13 protein-coding genes are annotated in these 12,339 nt (G+C 66.5%); 7 read left to right on the forward strand and 6 right to left on the reverse strand.

The window, feature by feature from the left end; translation table 11 throughout:
- Positions 1-2: 2 nt before the first annotated feature.
- The 5 genes from trpC to I2488_RS03035 are packed head-to-tail and all read right to left on the reverse strand — an operon-like array spanning position 3 to position 5,864.
- Complete coding sequence (trpC, locus tag I2488_RS03015) at positions 3-791, reverse strand: indole-3-glycerol phosphate synthase TrpC (protein WP_196274347.1); 789 nt, start codon at positions 789-791, stop codon at positions 3-5.
- Between the two features lie 19 nt (positions 792-810).
- On the reverse strand, positions 811-1,800 hold the full coding sequence (gene trpD / locus I2488_RS03020; protein ID WP_196274348.1) for an anthranilate phosphoribosyltransferase: 990 nt from the start codon (positions 1,798-1,800) through the stop codon (positions 811-813).
- Complete coding sequence (locus tag I2488_RS03025; protein ID WP_196274349.1) at positions 1,797-2,384, reverse strand: anthranilate synthase component II; 588 nt, start codon at positions 2,382-2,384, stop codon at positions 1,797-1,799. Before I2488_RS03025 ends, trpD begins: the two co-directional genes overlap by 4 nt.
- On the reverse strand, positions 2,381-3,919 hold the full coding sequence (locus I2488_RS03030) for an anthranilate synthase component I family protein (RefSeq protein WP_196274350.1): 1,539 nt from the start codon (positions 3,917-3,919) through the stop codon (positions 2,381-2,383). Before I2488_RS03030 ends, I2488_RS03025 begins: the two co-directional genes overlap by 4 nt.
- A gap of 4 nt (positions 3,920-3,923) precedes the next feature.
- Positions 3,924-5,864, reverse strand: coding sequence for a peptidylprolyl isomerase (locus I2488_RS03035; protein WP_196274351.1), 1,941 nt, complete (start codon positions 5,862-5,864; stop codon positions 3,924-3,926).
- A gap of 297 nt (positions 5,865-6,161) precedes the next feature.
- Here I2488_RS03035 and tpiA point away from each other — a divergent pair, with 297 nt between their 5' ends.
- From tpiA to I2488_RS03055, 4 genes are all read left to right on the forward strand, one after another.
- Positions 6,162-6,932 (forward strand): triose-phosphate isomerase, encoded by a 771-nt coding sequence (gene tpiA, locus I2488_RS03040; protein ID WP_196274352.1) that lies wholly within the window; start codon positions 6,162-6,164, stop codon positions 6,930-6,932.
- 92 nt (positions 6,933-7,024) lie between these two features.
- Positions 7,025-7,429 carry a preprotein translocase subunit SecG gene (gene secG, locus I2488_RS03045; protein ID WP_196274353.1) on the forward strand — a complete coding sequence of 135 codons (405 nt, stop codon included), beginning with the start codon at positions 7,025-7,027 and terminating at the stop codon, positions 7,427-7,429.
- Between the two features lie 152 nt (positions 7,430-7,581).
- Positions 7,582-9,213 (forward strand): CTP synthase, encoded by a 1,632-nt coding sequence (gene pyrG / locus I2488_RS03050; protein WP_196274354.1) that lies wholly within the window; start codon positions 7,582-7,584, stop codon positions 9,211-9,213.
- Between the two features lie 71 nt (positions 9,214-9,284).
- The gene (locus I2488_RS03055) at positions 9,285-9,974 is read left to right on the forward strand and encodes a Crp/Fnr family transcriptional regulator (RefSeq protein ID WP_196274355.1); all 690 of its coding nucleotides are present in this window, start codon (positions 9,285-9,287) and stop codon (positions 9,972-9,974) included.
- 114 nt (positions 9,975-10,088) lie between these two features.
- Here I2488_RS03055 and I2488_RS03060 read toward each other — a convergent pair whose 3' ends face one another.
- Positions 10,089-10,550 carry an Hsp20 family protein gene (locus I2488_RS03060; RefSeq protein ID WP_196274356.1) on the reverse strand — a complete coding sequence of 154 codons (462 nt, stop codon included), beginning with the start codon at positions 10,548-10,550 and terminating at the stop codon, positions 10,089-10,091.
- Between the two features lie 174 nt (positions 10,551-10,724).
- Here I2488_RS03060 and grxC point away from each other — a divergent pair, with 174 nt between their 5' ends.
- From grxC to I2488_RS03075, 3 genes are read left to right on the forward strand one after another with little or no spacing between them, the layout of a single operon-like run.
- Positions 10,725-10,991 carry a glutaredoxin 3 gene (grxC, locus tag I2488_RS03065; protein WP_196274357.1) on the forward strand — a complete coding sequence of 89 codons (267 nt, stop codon included), beginning with the start codon at positions 10,725-10,727 and terminating at the stop codon, positions 10,989-10,991.
- Entirely contained in the window at positions 10,988-11,818 is an 831-nt protein-coding gene (locus I2488_RS03070; protein ID WP_343070973.1) for a carbon-nitrogen hydrolase family protein, read from the forward strand. Before grxC ends, I2488_RS03070 begins: the two co-directional genes overlap by 4 nt.
- Positions 11,815-12,297 (forward strand): DUF1178 family protein, encoded by a 483-nt coding sequence (locus I2488_RS03075; RefSeq protein WP_196274358.1) that lies wholly within the window; start codon positions 11,815-11,817, stop codon positions 12,295-12,297. The genes I2488_RS03070 and I2488_RS03075 overlap by 4 nt, the downstream gene beginning before the upstream one ends.
- Positions 12,298-12,339 lie beyond the last annotated feature (42 nt).

Below are 12,339 nucleotides of genomic sequence, written 5' to 3' on the forward strand. Positions count from 1 at the left end.
GCTCAGCCCTGCAGCAGGGCGCGGGTCGCCGCCTCGACATCATCCTGCCGCATCAGGCTTTCGCCGACCAGGAACGTCCGCGCGCCGCACTTTTCGAGCCGCAGGATGTCCTCGTGGGTGTTGATGCCGCTTTCGGCAACCAGCAAGGTGCCTTCCGGCGCCAGAGCGGCGAGCCGTTCGGTGGTGCCGAGGTCGGTGACGAAGCGCTTGAGATCGCGGTTGTTCACGCCGATCAGGCGAGACTTCAGGCGGGCGGCGCGCTCCATTTCCTCCTCGTTGTGCACCTCGACCAGCGCATCCATGCCCTGTTCGCGGGCCGCGGCCTCGATTTCGGCCATCTGCTGGTCCGAAAGGCAGGCGGCGATGATCAGGATGGCGTCGGCGCCGATCGCGCGCGCTTCAAGGCACTGCCACGGATCGACCATGAAGTCCTTGCGGATCACCGGCAGGGTGCAGGCGGCGCGGGCTTCGACGAGATAGTCCTCATGGCCGTGAAAATAAGGTGCGTCGGTCAGGATCGAGAGGCACGCCGCACCGCCAGCCTGATAGGCGCGGGCGTGTTCGGCGGGGCGGAAGTCGGCGCGGATCAGGCCTTTTGATGGGCTTGCCTTCTTGATCTCGGCGATCAGCGCGAAGCCTGAAGCGGCCTTGGCGCGCAGAGCCGCCTCGAACCCGCGCGGTGCACTCTGGGCGGCAGCGCGATCGGCCAGTTCGGCGACAGTGACGGCAGCCTTGCGCGCGGCCACTTCGCCGCGCTTGGTCTCGCAGATCTCGGTGAGCTTGTCGGTCATGGCAGTTGCTTTCGGCTCGTCATTTCAGCGCTGCTATCCAGCAATCGAGCAGGGCGTTGGCGAGGCCCTTGTCGAGGGCTTCGGCGGCTTCTTCTACCCCTTCGTGCCAATCGGCCGCTTCGCCTGCGACGATCAGCGCGGCGGCGGCGTTGAACAGGACGGCGTTGCGGTAGGGGCCTTCCTCGCCTTGCAGCAAGGCGCGCAGGGCGCGGGCGTTGAAGGCGGCATCGCCACCCCGGATCGCGTCGACCGGCGCGAGCGGCAGGCCGGCATCGGCGGGCGAGACACGGCGCATAAGGACTTCGCCGCTGCGCACTTCGGCCAGTTCGTTGCCGCCTGCCAGGCTCAGTTCGTCAAGGCCTTCATCGCCCGAGATGACCATGCTGTGGTCCGTGCCGAGACGGCGGATGGCTTCGGCATAGATCGGCACGTAGGCCGGTCGGGCGATGCCGACGAGCTGGCGGCGCACGTTTGCCGGATTGGCCAGCGGCCCCATCAGATTGAAGATCGTGCGGCGGCCCAGCGCCTTGCGGATCGGCATGATCCGGCCCATCGACGGGTGGTGCCGCGCGGCAAAAAGGAAGCAGATGCCGAGGTCGTTCAGCGTATCCTCGGCGGTCTCGGCCGCGCGATCGAGATTGAGGCCGAGCGCTTCCAGAGTGTCGGCGGCACCGGCCTTGGAACTGGCGGCGCGGTTGCCGTGCTTGGCGACGGGCACGCCACAGGCTGCGACGACGAGGCTGACGGCGGTGGAGACGTTGAGTGTATGGTGCCCGTCGCCACCGGTGCCGCAGACATCGATCGCATTGGCTGGCGCGCTCACCGGGATCATGCGGGCGCGCATGGCTCGCGCGGCTCCGGCGATTTCGCTGGCGGTCTCGCCACGGTCGCACAGCGCCGTCAGGAACCGGGCAATGGCGTCGTCAGATACGGTGCCGTCGAGAATTGCGGCGAAAGCGGTCTCGGCCTCGGCTTCCTCGAGCGGGTGCGTAACGTCAGGCAGACTCATGCCGGCAACGGGTTGGTCTTGATGCCGCAGAGCTTGAGGAAGTTCGCAACCATCGCATGGCCATGTTCGGTGGCAATGCTTTCCGGGTGGAACTGCACGCCGTGGATCGGCAGCGAGGTGTGGCGGAAGCCCATGACATGCGTGTCGTCCGACTGCGCGTTGACCGCGAGGCAGTCGGGAATGTCGGTAACGATCAGCGAGTGATAGCGCGTGGCGATGAACGGCGAGGGAAGGCCCTCGAACACCCCGGTGCCATCGTGTGTGACCGGCGAGGTCTTGCCGTGCATCAGCCCGCCACGCACGACCTTGCCGCCGAAGTACTGCCCGATCGACTGGTGCCCGAGGCACACACCGAGCAACGGCACCTTTGCATCCGCCGCCGCGCCGACCAGATCAAGGCTGACGCCCGCCTCGTTGGGCGTGCAGGGGCCGGGCGAAAGCAGGAACCCCTGCGCGCCGGTCCTGATCGCCTGATCGGCGGTGAGCGCATCGTTGCGCACGACCTCAACCTCCGCGCCCATCTCCATCAGGTAGTGGACGAGGTTCCAGGTGAAGCTGTCGTAGTTGTCGATGACGAGGATCATTGGCCAAACTTCGGTTCAGTGGCGACGCGGACGGCTTCACGCGCCGCCGCGAACAGGGCGCCGCTCTTCAATTCGCATTCGCGCTGTTCGTATTCGGGGTTGCTGTCGGCGACGATGCCGGCGCCTGCCTGGGCATGGAGGACGCCGTCCTTGATCACGCCGGTGCGCAGGACGATGCAGCTGTCGACCGAGCCGTCGGGGGCGAAGTAGCCAACGCCGCCGGCGTAGGCACCGCGGGTTTCGGGTTCGAGTTCGGCGATGATCTCGCAGGCACGGACCTTGGGCGCGCCGCTGACGGTGCCTGCGGGGAAGCCTGCGAACAGGGCGTCGACGCTGTCAGCCCGGTCGGTGTCGAGCTGGCCGACCACGTTCGAGACGATGTGCATGACGTGGCTGTAGCGCTCGACCGTGTAGCTTTCGGTGACCTTGACGGTGCCCGCCTTGGCGACGCGGCCGACGTCATTCCGACCGAGGTCCAGCAGCATCAGGTGCTCGGCGCGCTCCTTGGGGTCGGCGAGCAGGCTTTCCTCGTTGGCGCGGTCTTCCTCCGCCGTCTTGCCGCGGGGGCGCGTGCCGGCGATCGGGCGGATCGTCACTTCGCCATCGCGGATGCGGACGAGGATTTCCGGGCTCGATCCGGTCAGCGCGAAGCCCGGCATGTCGAGGAAGTAGAGGAACGGCGAGGGGTTGATGCGGCGCAGCGCGCGGTAGAGCGCGACCGGCGGCAGCGGGAAGGGGGCGGTGAAGCGCTGGGCCAGCACCACCTGGAAGATGTCGCCAGCCTCGATGTAGTCCTTTGCGCGGGTAACCATCTGCGCGTAGTTCGTGGCGGGCATGACCGGTTGCGGCGTGACGTCCACGGTCTCGGCAAGGCGCGCGTCGGCGGGAACCGGGTCGGCCAGCTTGCGCAAGGCGTTGTCGATGCGCTCGGCTGCGGTTTCCAGAAGCCTAGCAGGCTCGCCGCCTTCGGCCCAGACCGGGGCTATAGCGAAGAGTTCGTCGGAAAGGCGGTCGAACACCAGCACCACGGTGGGGCGGGTGAACAGCATGTCGGGCAGGACGAGGTCGCTCTGCTCGGCGCGGGGAAGCTTCTCGACGAGGCCGATCGTCTCGTAGCCGAAGTAGCCGACGAGGCAGGCGAGTGCCGAGGGCAGGGCGGCGGGTACGTCGATGCGGCACGAGGCGACCAGTGCGCGCAGTTCGGAGAGCGCATCGCCGGGCAGGGGTGCGTAGGCAGCGCGATCATGCCGCCAGATGCGGTTGATCTCGGCGCTGCGGCCGGTGGCGCGGAAGACGAGGTCGGGATCGATGCCGAGCAGGCTGTAGCGTCCGCGCACTTCGCCGCCCTGCACGGATTCGAGCAGGAAATCGCCGCGCCCGCTTTCCATCAGCTTGAGCGCGGCGCCGACCGGGGTTTCGGTGTCCACGATCAGCTTGCGCCACACCAGCGCGGGCTTGCCCGACGAAAGCTGGGCAAGCGCGGCCTGATGGTTCTCGGGAAGGGCGGTGGCAGGTTCGGCGTAAACGGTGGTCATGGGCTTATTGCGCGTTGGCGCCGGTCAGCTGGTCGCGGACAGCCTTGATCCCGGCCTCGTTGCGTTCAACGCCGATTTCCTTGCGGATGGCGAGGCGGAGCTGCTCGGCAAATTCGCCGCCGGCATCCTGGGCGAACGAGCGGGCGGCCTGCTGGAAGACCGGATCGCCGCGCTTGACCTGGCCGAGCACGATTTCCTTGAGCGAGACGAGATACCAGCCTGCACCGCCGGGGCCTTCGAGGCGCTTGTTGGTGCCCTTGGCCATGGCGAACATCAGCGCGAGCGGCGCCGGGACCTTGCCCTGCATCTGGGTAAGCGCCTGTCGCGGCAGGTCGACCGCCTGCGGTGCCGGGAGCGGAGCGCCTGCCAGCTTCAGCGCCTCGGCCAGTGGCGTGCCCTTGTTGAGGGCAGCGAGGATCTTGTCGGACGCAGCGCGCGCCTTGGCCGAGCCCTGCTGGACGGCCCAATCACGGGCAACTGCCTGCCGGATCTGGTCCAGCGGGGCGGGCGTTGCGGCATCGATGCGTCCGGCATCGAAGATCGCGAACTTCTCGCCCGGCTTGATCTCGGTCAGCTGTGCCTCGCCCTCGCGCTCCATGGAGAATGCCGCCTGGACGAGCGGAGCGAGATCGGCTGCGACCTTTTCACCCGGCTTGCCGAAGACGCTGCCGTCAGCGGTAAGCGAAGGAGTGCTGGCGATGGTGAGGTTGAGGGTCTGGGCAATGTCGGCAAGGCCGGTGCCGTTGTCGATCTCCTGTTCGACTTGCGCCGCAAGATCGGACAGCGCGGCGCGGCGCTTTTCGAGCGTGATGGCCGCAACGATCTCGGGCTTGGCCTGTTCCAGCGTCTTGCCGGCGTTGCGCTTGACCGAATCGACCTTGATCACGTGCCAGCCGAGGCCGGACTTGGCCGGAGCGGCCAGCGCTCCCGAAGCGGCGGCAAAGGCGGCGTCTGCCACCGCGCGCGAAGTCTGACCGGCAAGCGCTTCGCGGGTCTGGTCGGCGAGCTTGCTGGGCACGAGGCCCTTGGTGCGTGCGGCATTGTCGAGCGAACCGCCCGTGCCGACTTCGGCGGCAAGCGCCTTGGCGGCGGCTTCGGTCGGCACGATCACCTGGGTGACCGAGCGCTGTTCGGACGCGGAATAGACCCCGGCGTTGAGCTTGTAGCGCGCGGCGACTTCGGCGTCGGTGGGGGCCGCGACGGTCTTCAGGCTGGCTTCGTCGACCACGACATAGCGGATCGTGCGGCGCTCGGGTTGCATGTAGCGGGCCTGATTGGCCTGATAGAACGATGCCAGCGTTGCCGCGTCGGGCGGCGACGCAGGCGCAAAGGCCAGGGACGGGATCGAGACGATCGTGCCGATGCGCTTCTCGGTAAGGAGTGCGGCATAACGCTGCACTGCCTCGTCTGCCATCTGCGCGCCAAAGGCGGCGGGGAGCAGGACCTGGCGGGCAATCAGGCGCTGGCCGATGTCCTGGCGCACGTCCTTGTCGGTGAGACCGCGCTGGACGAGCAGCTGCTCGTAGGCCGACTGGCTGAACTTGCCGTCGGGACCCTGGAAGGCGGGTATCTTGGTGATCTCGCTGTCGATCAGGCGGTCACCGGCAACGACGCCGTGTTCGCGGCCCCACTCGCTCATCGCCAGACGGTCGGTCAGGCCGGTGAGCACGGTATCGAGACCGCCGGCGTCGATGAACTGCTTCATCGTCAGGCCCGGCTGATTCTGGCGCTCCTGCTCGAGCGCATTGGTCAGCGCCTTGCCCAGTTCACCGGTGCCGACCCGGCTCGAGCCGACCTTGGCAGCGCGATCTCCGCCGGCGATGCCGCCGAAACCGCTGCCCGTCACGTCGGCGCTGGCAAACGCCAGGGCGATCAGGCCAAGGAAGATCAGGGCAAGGGCAACGCCGATGCGGGACTTCAGGAACGAGCGGAAAAAGCCGAGCATTTTGCGGTTTGTCGTCTCTTGTCTGGGCGCGTCGCATAGCGGGACGGGCGCACCCCAGTGGGTTCGGAATGGCGATGCCTTAGGGGGCAAACGCAATTCCCGCAATGGCCGCGTAGGTGGGGCGAGGAGGTGCGATGTGTCCGGGCGCACCGAAACGATTTCCCGCCTTATGCGATCAGGCGTTTTGCAGAATCGCTCGGGGTTTGTTAGCCGCCACCCGAATCCGGACGTCCGAGGCAGCGGACTCGTCGGGCAAATATCGATTGCATCAGGGAATTTCAGGGGAACTGGCCGCTTATGCCGCATCGTCCTTACATCGTGGGCAACTGGAAGATGAACGGGAGCCGGGCCATGCTGTCCGAGGCGCGCGCGATCGACCGGGCAGCGGGTCGCTATCCCGACGTGCAGGTGGCGCTGGCGCCGCCGTTTACGCTGATCGGCGCCCTGCGCGAGGCCGTGACGGCGATGGGCGTCGGCGGGCAGGACTGCCACGTCAATGCCAAGGGCGCGCATACCGGTGATGTCTCTGCGCCGATGCTGGTCGATACCGGCGCCGACTTCGTGATTGTGGGGCACAGCGAGCGCCGCAAGGATCACGGCGAGAGCGATGCGGTGATCCGGGCCAAGGCCGAGGCGGCGCTGGCTGCCGGGCTTGGCATCATCGTCTGTGTTGGCGAGACTCTGGACGAGCGCGATGCCGGCAAGGCCGAGGCGGTGGTTTCCGGGCAAGTCGATGGTTCGCTGCCGCAGGGCGATGCAGCCGCCGAGGCTGTCGCTGGCGGCAAGGTGGCCGTGGCTTACGAACCGGTCTGGGCGATCGGCACCGGGCGCGTTGCCGAAGTCGCCGACGTTGTCGCGATGCATGCCGCGATCCGTGAGCGACTGCTGGCGCTTTATGGCGAGGCCGGGGCCAAGGTGCGCATTCTCTATGGCGGTTCGGTCAATGCCGGAAATGCTGCAGATCTGCTTGCGGCAGAAGGCGTCGGCGGAGCACTGGTCGGCGGCGCGAGCCTGACGGCCGAGGCCTTCCTGCCGATCGTGGCAGCTGCCGGATCGGGCGAGGCCTGAGGCATCGAGGCAACGCGGCGGGTTGCACGATCGGGCCGCCGCGCCTACATGGCCGCTAAATCCAGCGCGGTTCCGCGCATGAGGTGTGATTCATGTCGTTGTTCATTTTTCTTACCGTGGTCCAGGCCATCGTTGCCGCACTGCTTGTGGTGGTGATCCTGATGCAGAAGTCCGAAGGCGGCGGCCTCGGCGTTGGCGGCAGCCCGGCGGGCTTCATGTCGGCACGCGGCGCGGCCGACTTCATGACCCGGTTGACGACGATTCTCGCCACAGCCTTCGTGGTCCTGAGCGTTGTTCTGGCGGCACTGGCCGTCGGCACGACCTCGAGCCGCAAGATCGACACTTCGCTTGAGCGGACCGCACCGATCCAGAACGCACCGGCTGCCGATCCGCTCGCTCCTGCGCAGGGCGGTCAGCCCGCTCAGGCTCCTGCTGCGGCGCCTGCGCCACAGCAGGCCCCGGCCAATGATCCGCTGAAGGGCGCGGCCGGACAGTAATTCCATAACCGCGACGCGGCAGGCCGACCCGCTTCCTACTGGTTGCGGGCCGGTTTTCGTGTTGCGTTCGTTTCCGGCCTGTGGATTTGCGACAAGATTGCAGTCGCAACCGCTTGCCTATTTGCAACCTCTGACGCTAAGGCCCGAATCCCATGGCGCGGTACATATTCATCACCGGCGGCGTGGTCTCCTCGCTCGGCAAAGGACTCATGGCGGCGAGCCTCGCGGCTCTCCTGCAGGCTCGTGGATTTCGCGTGCGAATCCGCAAGTTCGACCCCTATCTGAACGTCGATCCCGGCACGATGAGTCCCTATCAGCACGGCGAGGTCTACGTGACCGACGACGGTGCCGAGACCGACCTCGACCTTGGGCACTACGAGCGCTTCACCGGCGTTTCGGCACGCCAGGCCGACAACATCACCTCGGGCCGCATCTATCGCGACATCATCGCCAAGGAGCGCCGCGGCGATTATCTCGGCGCGACGGTGCAGGTGATCCCGCACGTGACCGACGCGATCAAGGACTTCGCCCAGGCCGAGACCGAGGATCTCGACTTCGTACTGTGCGAGATCGGCGGCACGGTGGGTGACATCGAAGGCCTGCCGTTCATCGAAGCACTGCGCCAGATGCACAACGAACTGGACCGCGAGCAGACCTGCTTCGTCCACGTCACTCTCGTGCCCTACATCGCTGCGGCGGGCGAGTTGAAGACCAAGCCGACCCAGCACTCCGTGCGCGAGCTGACCGGGCTTGGCATCCAGCCCGACATCCTGCTCTGCCGCTGCGAGAAGCCGCTGCCCGAGAGCGAGCGCGCCAAGATCGCGCAGTTCTGCAACGTGCGGAAGTCTGCCGTCATTCCGGCACTCGACGCCGCGAGCATCTATGCCGTGCCGCTGCAGTATCACGCCGAGGGCCTGGACAGCGAAGTGCTGCGCCACTTCGGCCTGACCGCGCCCGAGCCGGACTTGACGCGCTGGGACGACATCGTCGATCGCCACCAGAACCCCGAGGGCGAAGTGACCATCGGCGTGGTCGGCAAGTACGTCGGCCTGCAGGATGCCTACAAGTCCCTGAACGAGGCGCTGGTTCACGGCGGCATGGCCAACCGCGTCAAGGTTCGGATCAAGTGGCTCGATGCCGAGCTGTTCGAGAAGGACGACGCGGAAATCGCAGCGCACCTCGAGCCGATGCACGGCATTCTCGTGCCGGGCGGCTTTGGCGAGCGCGGGACCGAGGGCAAGATCGCCTCGGTGCGCTTTGCCCGCGAGCGCAAGGTGCCGTTCTTCGGCATCTGCCTCGGCATGCAAATGGCTTGCATCGAGGGCGCACGGAACACCGCCGGAATCGCCAATGCCTCGTCGACCGAATTCGGCCCGACCGACGAGCCGGTGGTGGGCATCATCACCGAATGGATGACTGCCGAGGGCCTCGAAAAGCGGTCCGAAGGCGGCGATCTTGGCGGCACGATGCGGCTTGGCGCCTATGATGCCAAGCTGGCCGGCAACAGCCATGTCGCCAACATCTATGGCGCGACCGAGATCAGCGAGCGGCACCGCCATCGCTACGAAGTCAACGTTGCCTACAAGGATCGCCTCGAGCAGGGCGGGCTGGTGTTCTCGGGCATGTCGCCCGATGGCCTGCTGCCCGAAATCGTCGAACGTCCGGACCACCCGTGGTTCATCGGCGTGCAGTTCCACCCGGAACTCAAGAGCCGCCCGTTCGAACCGCACCCGCTGTTTGCCGGGTTCATCGCCGCCGCGGTCAAGCAGGCGCGTCTGGTTTAAATCCCCTAAAGGGACTGGTCAGCGCGTAGTTTCCCTGATTATCTGCGCGGCAGATATTGGGGGACCTCGTGATGGATGCGGCAAAGCTTGCCGAAGCACTTACCGCACAAAGCCTGTTCGCCGATTGCGAGCCTGCCGAGCTTTCGGACATCATCGCGCGGGGGCAGGTCCGGCAGTTCAAGCCGGGTCAGGAACTCATGGCGCAGGGCGAGGAGGGCAAGACGCTCTTCATCGTGCTCAAGGGCCTCGCCCGCGTCAGCATGGTGGCCGCCAACGGACGCGAGATCATTCTCGATTACGCCGAACCGGGCCACGTGCTGGGCGAGATCGCGTTTCTTGATGGGGGGGACCGCACGGCGACCGTCGAGGCGATCGAGCCGGTCGAGGCGCTGATCCTGACGCGCGGTGCGTTTGCGGACATCATCGAGAAGCATCAAGGACTCGCCCTGCGCCTGCTCAAGGCCATGGCGCGCAGGCTGCGGCAGAACAACGCGGTAATCGAGGCCGATCGCGCCTATACCTCCGGCCCGAGGCTCGCCCGCTTCCTGCTGCGCCTGATGATGGGCGACAATACCGAGGCCGGGAACCAGCTGAAGATCGCACTGAGTCAGGGCGAACTCGGCAACTTCGCGGGCATGTCACGCGAGCAGATCAACCGCCAGCTTTCGGCGTGGGTCGACAATGGTATCGTGGCGTTGAAGGGCGGGCGCGTGACGATCCTCGACCGCGAGGCGCTGGTGGACGTGGCCGAGGCCTGGTGACGTGATGGCAGGGTGCCCACCCCGCTGCGACTAACGCTTCTTTCAGAAGCGCAAGTCTCGCTCCCCTCCCGCAAGCGGGAGGGGTTGGGGGTGGGCATGCCCTTTTAGCTTCGATCAGGCGGCGGCGGTGTTGTCGCCTTCGATCACCTTGAGCTGGTTCTGGGCGCCGATCAGCACCTTCTTCGGCTTCATCGCCTCGGGCACTTCGCGCACGAGGTCGATGGTCAGGAGGCCGTCGGCAAGGTCGGCAGCTTCGACGCGGACGAAGTCAGCCAGTTCGAAGCGGCGTTCGAAACCGCGGTTGGCGATGCCGACGTGCAGGTATTCGCGATCCTGCGGTTCGGGGCGCTGGCCCTTGACCACGAGCAGGTTCTGCTGGGCGGTGATGTCGATATCCTCGGGCTTGAACCCGGCGACGGCCAGCGTGATGCGATAGGCATCCTCGCCGCTGCGCTCGATGTTGAAGGGAGGATAGTTGTCGCCGGCATTGGCGCGGGCCTGGCGTTCGAGCAGGTCGAACAGGCGATCGAAGCCCACGGTGGTGCGGCGATAGGGGGTGAAATCGAAACGGTTCATGGCAATATCCTCTTGATGAGCAATCTGCACTTGCCTTTGCGAACCCGGAACCCGGCGTGCGCATCGGCGGTTTTACGGTCTTCTTCGTGATCACGCCCGACTTGCGGCGCATGACACGAAAACCCATGTGTGTTAGCGAAAACCGCATTTCAAGACCCCAGTCAGAGGTACCCGATGTCCGATACGCCCAAGGTCGAAGTCTATACCAAGTGGGGTTGCCCCTATTGCTCGAGGGCCAAGCAGTTGCTCGACAGCAAGGGCGTGGCCTACGAGGAGTTCGACGTGACGATGGGCGGGCCGAAGAAGGCCGAGATGCTCGAACGCGCACCGGGACACACCACGGTCCCCTCGATCTTCATCGATGGCATCCACGTCGGCGGTTCCGATGATCTTGCCGCGCTCAACGCGCAGGGCAAGCTGGACATGATGCTCGGCAAGTGAGTTCTACAGTGAAGGTCGCGCTGTTTCAGATGACCAGCGGGATCGATCCGCTGGCCAATGTGCAGGCGATTGTCGATGCGGCGCGCAAGGCGGCCGAGGGCGGGGCGGCGATGCTGTTCACGCCCGAGATGTGCGGGCTGCTGGACCGGGACCGGGCGCGGGCAACGCCGAACATCGTCAGCGAGGCGGAGAACCCGGTGCTGGCCGCAGCGCGCAAGGCGGCGCGGGACCTGTCGATCTGGATCGATCTCGGCTCGCTCGCGGTGCTGCGCGAGGATGGCAAGTGGGCGAACCGTGGCTTCGTGATCGATGGCGATGGCGAGGTTGCCGCTCGCTACGACAAGATCCACATGTTCGACGTCGATCTGGCGACGGGTGAAACGTGGCGGGAATCGGCGGCTTATACGCCGGGCGAGCAGGTGGTGACGGTCGAGACGCCGGTTGGGCGGCTTGGCATGGCGATCTGCTACGATATCCGGTTCCCCGCGCTGTTCGAGGAACTGGGGCGCCGTCGCTGCGATGCGATCCGCATTCCGGCGGCGTTCACGGTGCCGACCGGCAAGGCGCACTGGCACCTGATGCAGCGCGCCCGCGCGGTGGAAGCGAGCGCCTGGGTGATTTCTGCAGCGCAAGGCGGGCGGCACGAGGATGGGCGCGAGACCTTCGGCCATTCGCTGGTGGTCGATCCGTGGGGCGAGGTTGCCTATGATGGCGGCGAGGGCACGTCGCTCGGCTTTGCGGTGATCGACCCTGCCCGAACGGGCGAGGTGCGCGGGCAGTTGCCCAGTCTTGCCAACAAGCGCGAATTCCCTAGATCGGCGGCATGATAGTCTTCGATCTGCAATGTTCGCCGGCAGGGCACCGGTTCGAGGGGTGGTTCGGCTCCTCGCAGGACTATGACGACCAGCAGGCGCGGGGCTTGGTCTCGTGCCCGTCGTGCGGTTCGGCCGAGGTGGGCAAGGCGGTGATGGCGCCCAACGTCGGGCGCAAGGGCAACCAGATGCCGGCGCCCGTGGCGAGCGCTCCGACCCCGGCGCCAGCGCAGCCGGTGGCAAACGCGCCGCTGCCGCCCGAGGCGGTCGCCATGCTCAAGGCCGTGGCGGCGATTCAGGCAGAGGCGATCAAGAGTTCGACGTGGGTCGGCGAGAAGTTTGCCGACGATGCTCGCGCCATGCACTACGGCGAGAAGGATGCAGCTGCGATCCATGGCAGGGCGACGCTCGATGAAGCGCGCGAACTTATGGAAGAGGGCATCCCGGTTGCGCCGCTGCTGATCCCGGTGGTGCCGCCCGAAGAGGCGAACTGAACGCGGCGGCGCAAACCTCGTTGCCAGCGGCGCACGGCCTGC

It is taken from the genome of Novosphingobium jiangmenense, from assembly GCF_015694345.1.
GTDB classification, from domain to species: Bacteria; Pseudomonadota; Alphaproteobacteria; order Sphingomonadales; family Sphingomonadaceae; genus Novosphingobium; species Novosphingobium jiangmenense.

What these genes read in the sequence shown, in the direction of transcription:
- I2488_RS03075 (WP_196274358.1), top strand. Translation starts at nt 11,815, where the DNA reads ATGATAGTCTTCGATCTGCAATGTTCGCCGGCAGGGCACCGGTTCGAG.
- I2488_RS03025 (WP_196274349.1), bottom strand. Translation starts at nt 2,384, where the DNA reads ATGATCCTCGTCATCGACAACTACGACAGCTTCACCTGGAACCTCGTC.
- trpC (WP_196274347.1), bottom strand. Translation starts at nt 791, where the DNA reads ATGACCGACAAGCTCACCGAGATCTGCGAGACCAAGCGCGGCGAAGTG.
- secG (WP_196274353.1), top strand. Translation starts at nt 7,025, where the DNA reads ATGTCGTTGTTCATTTTTCTTACCGTGGTCCAGGCCATCGTTGCCGCA.
- I2488_RS03035 (WP_196274351.1), bottom strand. Translation starts at nt 5,864, where the DNA reads ATGCTCGGCTTTTTCCGCTCGTTCCTGAAGTCCCGCATCGGCGTTGCC.
- grxC (WP_196274357.1), top strand. Translation starts at nt 10,725, where the DNA reads ATGTCCGATACGCCCAAGGTCGAAGTCTATACCAAGTGGGGTTGCCCC.
- pyrG (WP_196274354.1), top strand. Translation starts at nt 7,582, where the DNA reads ATGGCGCGGTACATATTCATCACCGGCGGCGTGGTCTCCTCGCTCGGC.
- I2488_RS03030 (WP_196274350.1), bottom strand. Translation starts at nt 3,919, where the DNA reads ATGACCACCGTTTACGCCGAACCTGCCACCGCCCTTCCCGAGAACCAT.
- trpD (WP_196274348.1), bottom strand. Translation starts at nt 1,800, where the DNA reads ATGAGTCTGCCTGACGTTACGCACCCGCTCGAGGAAGCCGAGGCCGAG.
- I2488_RS03060 (WP_196274356.1), bottom strand. Translation starts at nt 10,550, where the DNA reads ATGAACCGTTTCGATTTCACCCCCTATCGCCGCACCACCGTGGGCTTC.
- I2488_RS03055 (WP_196274355.1), top strand. Translation starts at nt 9,285, where the DNA reads ATGGATGCGGCAAAGCTTGCCGAAGCACTTACCGCACAAAGCCTGTTC.
- tpiA (WP_196274352.1), top strand. Translation starts at nt 6,162, where the DNA reads ATGCCGCATCGTCCTTACATCGTGGGCAACTGGAAGATGAACGGGAGC.